The 14799-nt window shown below is 54.4% G+C and carries 14 protein-coding genes and 1 pseudogene; 4 read left to right on the top strand and 11 right to left on the bottom strand.

The features are described 5' to 3' along the window. Positions 1 to 18: 18 nt before the first annotated feature. From GA0061070_RS01655 to GA0061070_RS01640, 4 genes are all read right to left on the bottom strand, one after another. The gene (locus GA0061070_RS01655; protein WP_090133103.1) at positions 19 to 990 is read right to left on the bottom strand and encodes a GGDEF domain-containing protein; all 972 of its coding nucleotides are present in this window, start codon (positions 988 to 990) and stop codon (positions 19 to 21) included. A gap of 2 nt (positions 991 to 992) precedes the next feature. Next, on the bottom strand, positions 993 to 1631 hold the full coding sequence (locus GA0061070_RS01650) for a chemotaxis protein CheC (RefSeq protein WP_090133101.1): 639 nt from the start codon (positions 1629 to 1631) through the stop codon (positions 993 to 995). Further along, positions 1628 to 1999 carry a response regulator gene (locus GA0061070_RS01645; RefSeq protein WP_090133099.1) on the bottom strand — a complete coding sequence of 124 codons (372 nt, stop codon included), beginning with the start codon at positions 1997 to 1999 and terminating at the stop codon, positions 1628 to 1630. Before GA0061070_RS01645 ends, GA0061070_RS01650 begins: the two co-directional genes overlap by 4 nt. A 413-nt stretch (positions 2000 to 2412) precedes the next feature. Further along, positions 2413 to 2706 (bottom strand): HTH-type transcriptional regulator, encoded by a 294-nt coding sequence (locus tag GA0061070_RS01640; RefSeq protein WP_090133097.1) that lies wholly within the window; start codon positions 2704 to 2706, stop codon positions 2413 to 2415. A gap of 391 nt (positions 2707 to 3097) precedes the next feature. Here GA0061070_RS01640 and GA0061070_RS01635 point away from each other — a divergent pair, with 391 nt between their 5' ends. Further along, positions 3098 to 3811 (top strand): DUF3053 domain-containing protein, encoded by a 714-nt coding sequence (locus tag GA0061070_RS01635; RefSeq protein WP_090133096.1) that lies wholly within the window; start codon positions 3098 to 3100, stop codon positions 3809 to 3811. A 72-nt stretch (positions 3812 to 3883) separates the two neighbouring features. Here the strand turns inward: GA0061070_RS01635 and ghrB are convergent, their stop codons facing one another. From ghrB to GA0061070_RS01610, 5 genes are all read right to left on the bottom strand, one after another. Next, positions 3884 to 4858, bottom strand: coding sequence for a glyoxylate/hydroxypyruvate reductase GhrB (ghrB, locus tag GA0061070_RS01630; RefSeq protein ID WP_090133094.1), 975 nt, complete (start codon positions 4856 to 4858; stop codon positions 3884 to 3886). Beyond that, positions 4855 to 6147, bottom strand: coding sequence for an MFS transporter (locus GA0061070_RS01625; protein WP_090133092.1), 1293 nt, complete (start codon positions 6145 to 6147; stop codon positions 4855 to 4857). Before GA0061070_RS01625 ends, ghrB begins: the two co-directional genes overlap by 4 nt. A gap of 121 nt (positions 6148 to 6268) precedes the next feature. Next, on the bottom strand, positions 6269 to 7210 hold the full coding sequence (locus GA0061070_RS01620) for a sugar kinase (protein ID WP_090133090.1): 942 nt from the start codon (positions 7208 to 7210) through the stop codon (positions 6269 to 6271). Continuing rightward, complete coding sequence (locus GA0061070_RS01615; protein ID WP_090133089.1) at positions 7203 to 7964, bottom strand: sugar phosphate isomerase/epimerase family protein; 762 nt, start codon at positions 7962 to 7964, stop codon at positions 7203 to 7205. Before GA0061070_RS01615 ends, GA0061070_RS01620 begins: the two co-directional genes overlap by 8 nt. Positions 7965 to 8077: 113 nt before the next feature. Continuing rightward, entirely contained in the window at positions 8078 to 9094 is a 1017-nt protein-coding gene (locus GA0061070_RS01610; protein WP_090133088.1) for a LacI family DNA-binding transcriptional regulator, read from the bottom strand. A 256-nt stretch (positions 9095 to 9350) separates the two neighbouring features. Here GA0061070_RS01610 and GA0061070_RS01605 point away from each other — a divergent pair. Continuing rightward, positions 9351 to 11472, top strand: a pseudogene (locus tag GA0061070_RS01605) (molybdopterin-dependent oxidoreductase). Here GA0061070_RS01605 and GA0061070_RS01600 read toward each other — a convergent pair. Further along, positions 11435 to 11881: an N-acetyltransferase gene (locus GA0061070_RS01600; RefSeq protein WP_090133086.1), complete on the bottom strand. Its 447-nt coding sequence runs from the start codon at positions 11879 to 11881 to the stop codon at positions 11435 to 11437. The pseudogene GA0061070_RS01605 and the gene GA0061070_RS01600 sit on opposite strands and share 38 nt — an antisense overlap. Next, positions 11862 to 12440 carry a DNA-3-methyladenine glycosylase I gene (gene tag / locus GA0061070_RS01595; protein ID WP_090133083.1) on the bottom strand — a complete coding sequence of 193 codons (579 nt, stop codon included), beginning with the start codon at positions 12438 to 12440 and terminating at the stop codon, positions 11862 to 11864. The genes GA0061070_RS01600 and tag overlap by 20 nt, the downstream gene beginning before the upstream one ends. Positions 12441 to 12585: 145 nt before the next feature. Between tag and GA0061070_RS01590 the strand changes: the two genes are divergently transcribed. Continuing rightward, positions 12586 to 13275, top strand: coding sequence for an autotransporter domain-containing protein (locus GA0061070_RS01590; RefSeq protein ID WP_090133082.1), 690 nt, complete (start codon positions 12586 to 12588; stop codon positions 13273 to 13275). Between the two features lie 244 nt (positions 13276 to 13519). Further along, positions 13520 to 14722: an L-lactate MFS transporter gene (locus GA0061070_RS01585; RefSeq protein WP_090133080.1), complete on the top strand. Its 1203-nt coding sequence runs from the start codon at positions 13520 to 13522 to the stop codon at positions 14720 to 14722. The last annotated feature ends 77 nt before the right edge of the window (positions 14723 to 14799 follow it).

Here is a 14799-nt window from a genome sequence, read left to right as displayed (position 1 = left end):
CCGCTCCGGCGGGTTTTTCTATGGCCCTACACCATCAGTATTAACTGGTCGCGGTTCTCTGGTGGGGTATGTTACGCGTACCGTATTGCGGCCAGCGCGTTTGGCTACATACAGCAGGTCATCAGCGCTCTGAATAAGCTGGCCGTATTCTGTGTGCTGTTGCTGGTTGGTGCTGGCAACACCAATGCTTACGCTGACGATGCGTTCGGGTGAGTTGGCATGGGGTAAACCCAGCCGTTGAACACTGACGCGCAACCGTTCGGCGATTTCCACCGCCTCGGCGGAGTGCGTTTCCGGTAGCAGCGCACAGAACTCTTCGCCACCATAGCGAAACAGAATGTCGGTTGGGCGATCCAGTGCATTACGCATAGCGGTCGCGATCTGTTGCAGGCATTCATCTCCGCGCTGGTGGCCGTAGCAATCGTTATAGCGTTTGAAGTGATCGACATCGATAAGCAGCAGCGACAGAGATTTGTTGTTGCGCTTGCTGGCGCGCCATTCGCGGTCAATGCAGAGATCGAAGTAACGCCGGTTGCCTACACCGGTAAGACCATCCGATAGCGATTGTGATAACAATTCATGCGCCTGGTCGCGCAGCAGGGATTCACGGCGGACTGCGGCTGTAACGTCCACAATCTGGATCAGGCAAAACCGTTCAGTATCACCCAGCGGAACAATGGTTACGGCCTGGCTCAGCCGGGTGGCAGACCGTGCCGGTTCGGCATAAAGCGGAAATGGGGAGCGGTGCAGCGACTGCGACAGCAGGGCAGATAAATTGTGGTCAATTGCCTGATGGATTGCATCGCCCACGCGGTGATGCTGCAAGTCAGGAAAGACAGTAAAAAAATCCGCCCCCAACGTTTCGCTGGCGGTAAGACCGGTATGGGCTTCCAGCCAGGTGTTCCACAACGTAATGCGGTATTGCGCATCAACGATGATCACGCCGAGGCTGAGCGCAGAGAATGCATCCAGTAACAACTTATCTTTCATGATTACATTCCGTCGGGAACACAACCGGACTCAAGGCGGCTGATATAGAGCCGGATTTGCTCACGTAAGTCTTGCAGCGCCGACATATCCAGGATAAACGCGAGATACCCCTGAATTTGCTGGCGTTCCAGCGCAAAATCGATGCGCAGCATCATCACTATCGGATCGTTTTCATCTTTGTACGGATTGAGGATCTGATTACTGGTGCCGACGCGAACCTCGGGCAGCGATCCCTGTAGCTCTTTCTGGAACATATTCGCCAGCGTACCAACACAGGCATTGAGCACGATATTACCGATTTCGCTCATCGCTTCGCGTTCCATCTCTCCCAGTTCGTGGGCAGGGATCAGATCGCCAACCATCATGCGTACGATTTCAAAACTGGTGGCTTCCGGAAACATCAGAATCGCTTCTGTGGCATACGCGCCCTTATAATGCTGGCTGATACTAAACAGCGAGATGCCTACTCCCAGTTCTTCGGCGGCTTCCGAGCGGGTGGTAAAGCGGATGGACGGTACCGACATGTGTACTTCTTCATTGACGATATTACTCATCGCTGCGGCCGCATGGCCGACGCCAATGTTGAAGATCTCCAGCAGGCTGTCGGCTTCGATATCGCTGATATCCGACAGCGCGTTCATAGACTTGTCTCCAGGCTATTCAGCAATGCATGGAGCTGCGGTTCTTTCAGCGGTTTCGGCAGGAAGCCAAGGCCAAGTTCTTCGGCGGCGGTTTGCACGGAATTCTGCACATTGGCAGTGAGCAGAACAATATGGGTTTGCGGGTGGCTTTTACGGATGCGCGAGGCTGTCTCCAGCCCACCAATGCCCGGCATATTAACATCCAGCAAGATCAGATACGGCGCCGTTATCGCGACCAGAGCGATCGCCTCTTCGCCCGTGCTGGCCTCGTCAATTTTCCAGTCGTTATGCAGATTTGTGACAAACTGCCGTGAAATCATGCGCGACAGGCGACTGTCGTCAACAATCAGAATATATCTGGACATCATTCATTCTCTTTTAATGGTTTGTTGCCGTAACACCAGAACAAAGCTTCTCTATGGAACTGCCTTCCCTGTTTATTGCTTGCCTTACCGCGGAGTTGCGTTTTGCGCTACGCCTTTTAGTCGTTTCCTGTGTGAAATGGCTACCTGGATTACACGCCCGGCCTGCAGCTTTTAGTTAAGTCATCATATTCATCGGCAATTGCGCGCAAAAAATTAGCGCTGAATAACAACCTTGCGTGAAATTTAGTCCTGAAGCGCAGAGAGAAGGCCTGCTGTTGGGGGATTTAGTAGCGGATACGGGGATTATCAGTGAAAGTGAATGAATTTTCGCCATGGCTCCTGTGCGCTTTGGGAACCTTCGGTTAAAGCAGAAATAACAAACCCCCGGTTCAGCGGGGGTTCTGGGGGTAAAACGTTCAATCTATAAGTTGCTTGCTGAGCGTCGGGTTGGCATGAATCAGACGCATCAGTTTCATTTCGGTAGCGGTGGGTGTTATTCGTTGTGATTCCCACTCATGCACCATCGATACTGAGACTCCCATTACACGAGCGAAGTCATCAATTTTAAGCCCGGTTCCGCGTCGCAATTGTTCAAAGTCACTAAAAGAATTCGTCTTTTTGCTCAGAGTTACCGGCTGCGTTACTTCATTTTTCAAAACAATCTGTTCCAGACTGCTCAGCAGTTCAAACATAGGATCTTTATATTCCATTGAGAACTCCTCGTAAAATTCACACAGCGGGATCGTGATACAGCTTATTAAGAATAGTCGTGAAAATTTCTGGTGTGTGGTTTTGGCTGTAATTAATTGTACGGTAAATGACTTTTCATGTACTTCTGATGCAACTTAAGTGGATTTTCTGCCGCTTAATGCTTTGATTAATATACATCTCCCGACGCTCAGTATTTTTATGTAAAACCTTTTTTTTAATCTGGATTAAGGCTTATCTGCACACCTTGCGGGAAATTTTCATGCCAGGTCGAATTCATCGTATTAAGAATGTAAGGAAAGGGTATCTTGCGAGGCGGACCTGGACTATCCTTGTAAGCCGTCAGGCACGCGTGTGCCGGTGTGCGCTTTTATGGGTGAAAGGAGTAAGAAAATGGCGACAGGAAAGTCCTGCTCTCGCTGGTTTGCGCCTCTTGCGGCGTTATTAATGGTAGTTAGCCTGAGTGGGTGTTTCGATAAAGAAGGCGATCAGCGCAAGGCGTTTATCGACTTCCTGCAAAATACGGCGATGCGTAGCAGCGAACGTCTGCCCGCTTTGACGGCAGATCAGAAAAAACAGTTCGGCCCGTTTGTCTCTGATTATGCTGTGATCTATGGCTATTCCCAGCAGGTGAACCAGGCGATGGACTCCGGTCTGCGTCCGGTAGTGGATAGCGTTAACGCTATTCGCGTACCGCAGGACTATATGACCCAGCGTGAACCGCTTCGTCAGGCCAATGGCTCGCTCGGCGTACTCAGCCAGCAGTTACAGAATGCGAAAATGCAGGCGGATGCTTCCCATGCGGCGTTAAAGCAGGCGGACGATCTCAAGCCGGTATTTGACCAGATCTATACCAAAGTGGTCACCAATCCGGCCAACGCGCTGCAACCGCTGATCCCGGCGGCGCAGGTCTTCACGCAGCAACTGGTGCAGGTTGGTGACTTTATTGCCCAGCAGAATACGCAGGTGAGCTTTGTTGCCAATGGCATCCAGTTCCCGACGTCTCAGCAGGCCAGCCAGTATAACGCGCTGATTGCTCCGCTGGCGGCGCAGCATCAGGCGTTCAATCAGGCCTGGACCGCGACCGTTAGCGCCACGCAGCAGTAAGCGAGCGTAGGCAAAAAGAGGCGAAGAGGCGATTAATCGCCTCTTTTTTTATGTCCGCAGCAGGGCAAACCGTCAGCTCACCACCTGCGGATTGACACAGTTTTTCTCCACCTTGCCATTGAGGGCGTCAATCAGGTTATCCACTGCGCAGGCCGCCATGTTGTAGCGTGTCTCGTGCGTTGCGGAGCCGATGTGCGGCAGCGCCACGACGTTGGGCAGCGACAGCAGCGGCGAATCAACGGGCAACGGCTCTTTCTCGAAGACGTCCAGCCCGGCCGCATGGATCTCGCCGTTTTGCAGGGCTTCCACCAGCGCATTTTCATCTACCACCGGGCCGCGTCCGGCGTTAATAAAGATCGCCGATTTTTTCATCATTGCAAACTGCGCTTTACCAATCAGATGATGCGTCTCTTCCGTCAGTGGCAGCACCAGGCACACAAAATCGGACTCTTTCAATAGGCTATCGAGATCGCAATAACGCGCCTCGAAGCGCGCTTCCGCTTCAGCATGATGGCGACGCGCGTTATAGAGAATCGGCATACCGAAACCGAAGTGCGCGCGTTGCGCCAGCGCCAGCCCGATACGGCCCATCCCGATGATGCCCATTGTCTTGTGATGCACATCGGTGCCAAACCAGTCAGCGCCAATACCGGATGTCCATTCACCCGATTTTATCCGCCCGGCGACCTCCACCACGCGGCGGGCGCTGCTCAGCACCAGCGCCATAATGGTATCGGCGACCGTTTCTGTCAGCACGGTCGGGGTATGCATCAATAAAATCTTACGTGCGTTCAGCGCGTCCACATCAAAATTGTCATAGCCTACCGAGACCGTTGACGTCGCGCGCAACTGCGGCATTTTCTCCAGCAGCGCGGCATCGACTTTCTCGCTGGAACCCAGCAGCCCTTGCGCAGTAGCGAAAGCCTCAGCGTGCTGTTGCACCGTTTCCGGTTTCAGGTTGGCAACCTGGGTCACGGTGAAATGCTCAGCCAGACGTTGTTGCAGATCATCAGGTAAGGCTTTGTACAGGATGATAGACGGCTTCATGCGGTTCTCCCTTGTGATGGTGCGCCTGCCGGAATGTGCTTATTGTTAGCAGGCTTAACAATTAAAGTAAGCCACACAGAGGCGAAAAGCGCTACCCCCATGAAAATGTACGAGGCTGACGGGCTGCCGGTTGCGCCGTTCAGGTAACCTACCACCCACGAGCCGCAGAATGAGCCGAGCGCGCCCATGCTGTTGATCAGCGCCATTGCGCCACCGGCGACGTTGCGCGGCAGCATTTCCGGGATGATGGCGAAGAACGGCCCGTACGGGGCATACATTGCTGCACCGGCAATCACCAGCAGGGTATAAGAGATCCAGAAATGGTTGGCACCCACCGCCCATGAACCGATAAAGGCGAATGCGCCAATCAGCAGCAGCGGCCAGACAAACAGTTTACGGTTTTGCAGCTTATCGGAGGCCCAGGAGGCCAGTATCATTGCCAGCGTTGCTGCAAGGTACGGAACGGCAGAGAGCCAGCCCACTTCAACCATGCCCAGGTTTTCGCCGCCGCTGCGAATGATTGACGGCAGCCACAGTACAAAACCGTATACACCAATGCTCCAGGCAAAATATTGCAGGCACAGCAGAACGACATTACGTGAGCGGAAGGCTTCACTGTAATTACGCACGGCTTTGATGCCCTGCTGCTCTTTCTCCAGCTGGGCCTGCAACGCCGCTTTCTCATCGCCTGAGAGCCACGCTACCTGCGCCGGTTTGTCTTTCACCAGCACCCACCAGCAAAATGCCCAAATCACAGCCGGAATGCCTTCAATAATGAACATCTCGCGCCAGCCGAAGGATTGGATCAGATAGCCGGAAACCACCGACATCCACAATACGGTAACCGGATTACCGAGGATCAGGAAGGTGTTGGCGCGCGAGCGTTCCGACTTGGTAAACCAGTTGCTAATGTAGATAAGCATCGCGGGCATTACCGCAGCTTCCACCACGCCGAGCATAAAGCGGATGGCGGCCAGCATCGGGATATTACTGACGATACCGGTTAACGACGCACAACCGCCCCACAAAATCAGGCAGATAAAAATCAGTTTGCGGACGCTACGGCGCTCTGCATAAATCGCGCCGGGGATCTGGAAAAAGAAGTAGCCGAGAAAGAAGAGGGCGCCGAGCAGTGAAGAGATGCCCTTGGTGATACCCAGGTCGTCGTTGATACCGGCAGCGGAGGCGAAACTGAAGTTCGCACGGTCGAGATACGCCAGACTGTAGGTGATAAATACAATCGGCATGATGTACAGCCAGCGTTTGGCCGAATTTGTCGCGTTACTCATAAGATTGCCTCTATGGTTGAGGTTACTTACCGCCTGTATGTAGGGCACAGTGCGGCGGATGTTTTTGGTTGAATAACTTAAGGCCTTACAACTTTAGGCTTGACAACTTTAGGCTTTACAACTACAACGCGCCTAGCTGCGCGCGGGTCGGCAATCCTTCGCTGTCGCCCGGCACCTGAATGGCCATCGCGCCGATGGCGTTACCCCGGCGTACCGCCTCAGGCAGTGTTTTACCTTCCAGCAGAGCGCTCAGTACGCCCACGGCGAAACCATCCCCGGCGCCGACCGTATCGACAACATTTTCCACTTTCACCGGCGCCACTGCACCTTGCTCGCCGCTGGCGGTTTTAAACCATGCGCCATCTGCGCCAGTTTTGATCACTACTGCCTTAACGCCGCGTTGCAGGTAGAAATCGGCGATCCCTTCCGGCGTGCGCTGGCCGGTCAGAATGACGCCCTCCTTTAGCCCCGGCAGAACCCAGTCGGACTGAAAGGCGAGGCGGTTAAGTTTCTCTACCATTTCGGCTTCGCTGTTCCACAATACCGGGCGCAGATTAGGATCGAACGAAATGGTTTTGTTTTGAGCTTTCATCCGCGCGACGGCATGTTCCAGTAGAGAATATGAAGTTGCCGACAGCGCAGCCGCCACACCGCTAACGTGCAAATGGCGCGCCTGGCTAAAGATATCGGCATTAAAATCCTCCGGTGACAGGTGGCTGGCCGCTGAGCCTTTACGGAAATACTCCACGATGGGATCGGTTCCATCTTCAGCTTTCGATTTAAGCTGAAACCCGGTAGCGAAGCGCCCATCGAGCGTCACACAGCGGGTATCAATTCCCTCCTGGCGTAACGTATTGAGAATGAAACGCCCGAAGCTGTCATCGCCGACGCGGCTAACCCAACTGACTTTCAACCCCAGCCGCGACAGGCCCGTCGCTACATTCAGTTCTGCGCCTGCCGCGCGTTTAATAAAGTGTCCGGCATCGGCAAGGTCGCCGGTTTCGGTAGCGACAAACATGGCCATCGCTTCGCCAATGGTGATGACATCCAGCGCGTTATGCATGGCGTGACTCCTTACGTAACAGTTCAACGTAATGACGGGTAATGGCAATCAGGTCGTCGCCCTGCAAGGGGAATTCAATACCGCGCGGCGCATCGGCGGGCAGGTTATCCAGCAGCACCAGCCAGCGGGCATCGGCCTCATCCGGCGGTACAGCGTGAAAAGTATGCCCGCGAGCGACAACAGCTTTGACGTGGATATAGCTGACCGCAGGCGCCAGATGGCGTGCGGCTTCTTCGGGTGAATCACCGACCCACAGCCAGTTGCCGGTATCGAATGTCAGTGTCACCGGCAGCCCGAGGGTATGGCTGGCGGTTTTAAAGTGCAGCATCGGCTCAAGTTTGCCGCAGTCCGTCTGGTCATTTTCTACCACCAGCGGCACCGGGCTGGTCAGCAGCCAGTCGCGCAGCGTTGCCAGTACCGCCTGATCGGTAAAATGGCCCAGCGAAACTTTCAGCCAGCGGGCTTTCAGAGAGTGGGCTTCTTGCAGCAAAGCAGGTAAAAGAGGATTGAGCGCGCCATCCGCCAGGCACAGTGGCTCCGGCGCGGAGTAACAGGCTTGCAGATTGTGCATTTCAATAGCGAACGCCAGCGAGGATAAACGGCCGATCTCCTCGTTGCTCAGCAACTCGCGGCGGATTTCTACGCCGTCAGCCCCGGCGGCGGCAATAACGGGCAGCAGGGCCATCTGCCCGCCCATTGCGTGGATCGTGTCATGACCGTATGCGGCGGTAACAACGATAATTTTTCTCGGCATACTCCGGCTCCCCGGCAAAGACAGTAAATAAGTTCTGTCTTTAACGCTAGATGGAACCGGTTCCAAAGAAAAGCGCAGTATGCTGAATTTATGATCGCTATCACGCAGTATCGTTAACGAGACGTGGAGCCGCGGACGATCAGTTCGCCGGAAAATACCTGCTCGCGCACCGTGTCGCTCTGGCCTTCAATGCGTCGTACCACCTGTTCTACAGCGGCATAACCGATTTGCCAGGTTGGCTGTTTGAGAGTGGTAATGCCAATGCCCGCCAACTCGGCCCATTCCAGCTCGTCAAAACCGAGCAGGCCAATGTCGCTGCCCCAGTTCAGGCCGATGCGTTTGAGTGCACGCGCTACCTGTAATGTCAGCGCGCCGTTGGCGGAGATCACCGCTTTGCGCATCCCACGATGGCGGGCATGGAACTGGCGCAGGGCATTGTCTATTAGAGCAGCTTCATGCAGCGGCACTTCGGCGTTTTCCGCCATCACGCCCGGATAGCGGGCGAGGGTAGCGCGAAAGGCACTAAGCCGCTCGCGGCGCGTGTTTACTGTTCCCAACGGTTCGCTGAGAAATAGCAACGCTTCAAAACCCTGCTCGATCAGATGCTCTGTGGCCGTGGTGGCGGCCTGGATATTATCCAGCCCGACCACATCGCAGGCGAAATCAGGGATTTTTCGGTCAATCAGTACCATTGGCAGTGCGGATTGTTGCAGCCGGTTTAACCCCTCTTCACGCATACCGACCGCATTCACTACGATGCCTTCCACCTGATAACTGCGTAGCAGGTCAAGATAATGCAGCTCCTGATCCAGCTCGTTATTGGTATTACAGACCAGCGGCGTAAACCCTTTTTCCCGGCAGGCAGCTTCGATGCCGCTTAACACATGCACTGAATAGGGGTTAGTGATATCAGCGATGATCAGGCCGATAAGGCGGGTTCGGCCGCGTTTAAGACCGCGCGCCATCAAGCTTGGGCGATAATCCAGATCGGCAATGGCCTGCTCAATACGCGCCAACAAGGCAGCCGACAGCAGATGCCTTTCACCGTTAAGGTAACGTGAAATGCTGGTTTTCCCCGTTTTCGCTGCTTTTGCCACATCGCTGATGGTTGGGCGTGCTGTTTTCGCCATTGCTACTTCCCTCACCGTAAATGATTGCCCACACCTTAGCGCGAAATCGCGGGCAATCAAGCACTAACACACGCATATCGCCTGGAGTGAGCGCGTAATGACGTTTAATTCTTTGCGATTACACTGCTGCTGTGGATGATAGAGCAAACAGAACATCAGAACGGCATTGTGCCGACATCACCTGCAAGCTATTCAGGAGCGCGCTTTGGCAAACTCTGCTATCAAAACTGTTCTTACGGCGGCCCACTGGGGGCCGATGCTGGTCGATACCGACGGTGAAAACGTGCTCGCTTCCCGCGGCGCGCTACCGACTCGCCACCCTAACTCACTGCAAACCGTGGTACAGGATCAGGTGCACAGCCCGACGCGCGTGCGCTTCCCGATGGTGCGCAAAGGCTTTCTCGCTTCGCCGTCAAATCCGCAGGGTGTCCGCGGGCAGGACGAATTTGTGCGCGTGAGCTGGGACGATGCGCTGGCGCTGATCCACGCCCAGCACAAGCGGATTCGCGACAGCTACGGCCCGTCGTCTATTTTTGCTGGCTCCTACGGCTGGCGATCTAACGGTGTGCTGCATAAAGCGGCGACGCTACTGCAACGTTATATGAGCCTGGCGGGCGGTTACACGGGCCATTTGGGTGACTATTCCACCGGCGCGGCGCAGGCAATCATGCCGCACGTCGTCGGCAGCAACGAAGTCTATCAACAGCAGACTAGTTGGCCGTTGATTCTGGAGCATAGTGAGGTGGTGGTGCTGTGGAGTGCGAACCCGCTCAACACCCTGAAAATTGCCTGGAATGCGACCGACGAACAGGGTATTCCTTACTTTGATGCGCTGCGTAAAAGCGGCAAACGGGTGATCTGTATCGATCCGATGCGATCGGAGACCGTCGATTTCTTTGGTGACAGCATGGAGTGGATTGCTCCGCATATGGGAACCGACGTCGCCCTGATGCTGGGCATCGCCCATACGCTGGTGGAAAACGGATGGCAGGATGACGACTTCCTGGCTCGCTGCACAGAAGGTTACACCACGTTTGCCGCCTACCTGACTGGCGAGCAGGACGGCACGGCGAAAACGGCTGAATGGGCAGATTGGCACGCCCGGCGGCGGTTTTGGACTCTCTTACCATTTTGCCAACGGCGGTAACCCGACGCGGCGCGCTGCTGTACTGGCGTCGATGCAGGGCACGGTGCAGGACGGCGTTGACGCGGTGGATAAAATCCCGGTCGCCCGCATTGTGGAAGCACTGGAAAACCCCGGTGCGCCGTATCAGCACAATGGTATGGACAGGCACTTCCCACAGATCCGTTTTGTCTGGTGGGCAGGTGGCGCGAACTTTACCCACCATCAGGATACCAATCGCCTGATCCGCGCCTGGCAGAAGCCAGAGCTGGTGGTGATTTCGGAGTGTTTCTGGACGGCGGCAGCAAAGCATGCGGATATTGTTCTGCCTGCCACCACCTCGTTTGAACGTAACGATCTGACGATGACCGGCGATTACAGCAATCAGCATTTGGTGCCGATGAAGCGCGTGGTCGCTCCGCAGTATGAAGCGCGCGATGACTGGGAGGTGTTTGCCGAGCTAAGTGAACGCTGGGAAACGGGGGGCCGCGAGCGTTTTACCGAGGGCAAAAGCGAGCTTCAGTGGCTGGAAACTTTTTACAACATTGCCGCTGAACGTGGTGCCAGCCAGCAGGTGACGTTACCGCCGTTTACCGAATTCTGGGAAGCAAATCAGCTAATTGAGATGCCGGAAAGTGAGCAGAACGCCCGTTTTGTGCGCTTTGCCGATTTCCGTCGTGACCCTGCAAACTTCCCGCTGAAAACACCGAGCGGCAAAATCGAAATCTTCTCGGAGCGCATTCGCAGCTTTGGCTATGCTGATTGTCCGCCGCATCCGATGTGGCTGGAGCCGGACGAATGGCACGGTAATGCCGAACCGGATCAATTACAGGTGCTATCGGCCCATCCGGCGCATCGATTGCACAGCCAGCTTAACTTTACCCGCTTACGTGAACAGTACGCCGTTGCAGGCCACGAACCCATTACCTTGCATCCCGCCGATGCGCAGGCACGCGGAATCGTCGCGGGCGATGTCGTACGCGTCTGGAATGCGCGTGGGCAGGTCCTGGCAGGGGCGGTAGTGACCGAGGGTATCAAGCCTGGCGTGATCTGTATTCACGAAGGCGCCTGGCCGGATCTGGAGCCTGCGGCGGGCGGCATCTGTAAAAACGGCGCCGTGAATGTGCTGACCAAAGATCTGCCCAGCTCGCGGCTGGGCAATGGTTGTGCAGGAAACACGGCGCTGGCATGGGTCGAGAAATATACCGGCCCGGCGCTTACGCTGACGGCCTTTGATCCACCTGCCAGTTCATGATCCACGTCGGGTGGCGGGTCTCTTCCTGCCAGGCGCTCTCTTCAATACGAAAGCCCTGTGCATGGTAGAACTTCACCGCCCGTTCGTTTTTCTGATAAACCTCCAGGCTTAGCCAATGAAAGCGCTGTTTGACGTGATTCATCAGCGCTTTGCCAATTCCCTGGCCGATGGCGGTAGGGCGCACGAACAGTGCCCCGATAAATTGTTCATCCATCACGCTGATAAACCCTTCCAGTTCGCCATTCGCTTCCCAGACCCAGGTTTTCGCCGACGGGAGATAGGCATTACGCACCAGCGCTTCGCTCTCCTGCCAGTAACGCGTGTCGATAAACGGATGAGCAAAACAGGTACTTTCCATCCACAGCGTCAGCAGCGGCGAGAGATCCCGGCTATGCCACGCGCGGATCATGTTTGCCTCCGGGGTGGCAAAAGCAGCCGGTAATATGGTCATTGACCAGACCGCAGGCCTGCATAAACGAGTAGCAAATGGTGGTGCCGACGAATTTAAAGCCGCGCTTTTTCAGCGCTTTTGATAAAGCATCTGACGCTGCTGTTGAGGTTGGAATTTCGCCGAGCGTCGCCGCTTGGGTGATTTGTGGCGAGTTATCGACAAACCCCCAGACAAATTCTGAAAATGACTCGCCGTTTTGCGCCATTGCCAGATATGCGCGGGCGTTGCCAATAATGGCTTCTATCTTGCCGCGATGGCGAATGATGCCGGCATTTTGCAGCAGGATTTCCACATCTTCTTCGCTCATTGCCGCCACGCGTTCTGGCTCGAATTGATGAAAAGCCGCGCGATAATTTTCCCGTTTTTTCAATACGGTAATCCACGACAATCCGGCTTGTTGCCCTTCCAGACAGATCATTTCAAACAGCTTTTTACCGTCCCTTTGTGCGACGCCCCACTCGGTATCATGGTACGTGAGATACAGAGGATCCTGAGTAACCCAACCACAACGCTGCATATTCTTACTCCATCTATGCCTGGTAAAATAAACGTCCGCCTGCCTTGACGCGTACACCAGAAAGACAATATTTAGTAAGGGCGTTAGCCCATACACTATGATAACGAATACGCCGGATTCGGCTCTTTTCTGGAGTCGCAACTTGATGAAAATAAAAAACAGTGGCCTTTCGCTGGCGCTGCTTCCTGCGTGTCTGCTTTTTGCTCAGCCGGCGGCGGCATGGCAGCAAGAATATACTTTTAACGACCCGCAAAGTACCGCGACCGAACGCTATACCTGGGATAGTGAACGGCAACCACGTTATAACGATATTCTGGAGGAGCGCATCCGCTCTGCGCAAAATTCGGCGGGTATAGCGCTGAATTTGCCGGATGACACACCGTTAGATCCGATCACCACCATGAGTATTGGCTGGAATATTCCGCTGATCAGCAGCGTTACCACCGGCCCGGTGGCGGCCTGGCATTACGATGGCTCAACCACGTCAATGTATAACGAATTTGGCGACAGTGCGACCACCATGCAGTACAGCGATCCCTTGTGGCACGCCAGTACCAGCTCGCTTGGATGGCGCGTAGACAGCCGTTTTGGTGGCTTTCGCCCGTGGGCGCAAATCAGTTTCAATCAGCAGCTCGGTGATAATGTCTGGAAAAGCCAGTCCGGGATTAATCGCTTAACGGCGACGAATCAGTATGGTAACTGGATGGATGTGACCTTAGGTGCCGATATGCTGTTGAACCCGCACCTGGCCGCTTATGCGTCGTTATCGCAGTCGGAAAACGTTACGCTGGGGCAACATTATTTATACAACATGGGCGTTAGTGCTCGTTTTTGAAGCATGCTTAAAACAAACTTTTTACACTTAAGAAACAATGGCTGGCGCGTTTCTTATTGATAGTGTGTACTAACTTATATTGATTTATTGATGGCCTGAATTTTCACTGTGTCATTCATTCCCGCTTAGATGCATTTCATTCCTCCCCGGCTGCATTTCATGCCTTTTTTCACCTGGCATGAAATGCGCTTCGTTATGGTTGTCGGCAGTGAAACTCCTCTTTTATTTCTGCAGGACAACTGCCATGAAAACTTCGACTGCTAATCACACACGCTGGCTGACGCTGATCGGTACCATTATTACGCAATTCGCGTTAGGGTCTGTTTATACCTGGAGCCTGTTCAACAGCTCGCTGGCGGAAAAACTGAACGAGCCCGTCAGTCAGATTGCGTTCTCTTTCGGTTTGTTGAGCCTTGGCCTTGCGCTCTCATCCTCTATTGCCGGGAAATTGCAGGAACGCTTTGGCGTGAAACGCGTCACTATAGCTTCCGGTATTCTGCTGGGTCTGGGGTTCTTCCTGACCGCGCACTCCAACAACCTGTTGATGTTGTGGATGAGCGCAGGCGTGCTGGTGGGCCTGGCCGATGGTGCGGGTTATCTGTTAACGCTCTCGAACTGCGTGAAATGGTTCCCGGAACGTAAAGGCCTGATTTCTGCCTTCTCTATTGGTTCTTACGGCCTCGGCAGCCTCGGTTTTAAATTCATCGACAGCCAGTTGCTGGCAAGTGTTGGTCTGGAAAAAACCTTTGTTATCTGGGGCCTGATTGCGCTGGTGATGATTGTCTTCGGTGCAACTCTGATGACTGATGCGCCGCAGCAGAAAGTCGCTACCGTGAATGGCGTTGTTGAAAACGACTTCACCCTGGCGCAGTCCATGCGTAAACCGCAATACTGGATGCTGGCCGTTATGTTCCTCACAGCCTGCATGAGCGGCCTGTATATGATTGGTGTTGCGAAAGATATCGCCCAGGGCATGGTTCATCTGGATATCGCAACAGCGGCGAATGCGGTTACCATTATCTCTATTGCTAACCTCAGCGGCCGCCTGGTTCTCGGCATTCTCTCTGACAAAATCTCCCGTATCCGTGTGATTACTATCGGTCAGGTGATTTCGCTGGTCGGTATGGCGGCTCTGCTGTTTGCACCGCTGAATGCGACCACGTTCTTCGCAGCCATTGCTTGTGTCGCTTTTAACTTCGGCGGTACGATCACTGTGTTCCCGTCGCTGGTTAGCGAATTCTTCGGCCTCAACAACCTGGCGAAAAACTATGGCGTGATTTACCTGGGCTTCGGTATCGGCAGTATCTGTGGTTCGCTGATTGCGTCGGTGTTTGGCGGTTTCTATGTCACCTTCTGCGTTATCTTCGCACTGCTGATTCTTTCGCTGGCGCTCTCCACCACCATTCGCCAGCCGCAGCGTAGCGTGTATAAACAAGCGCACGCCTGATCTAACCGACAAATAATATGAAAAGCCGTCGTTTTGACGGTTTTTCTGTCTCTGCCACCAACCTTCTCCAGAGCGTC

The organism is Kosakonia oryziphila, assembly GCF_900094795.1.
Taxonomy (GTDB): Bacteria; Pseudomonadota; Gammaproteobacteria; order Enterobacterales; family Enterobacteriaceae; genus Kosakonia; species Kosakonia oryziphila.
The sequence above is the reverse complement of the archived record's forward strand: the minus strand, read 5'-3'. Positions and strand labels throughout refer to the sequence as shown.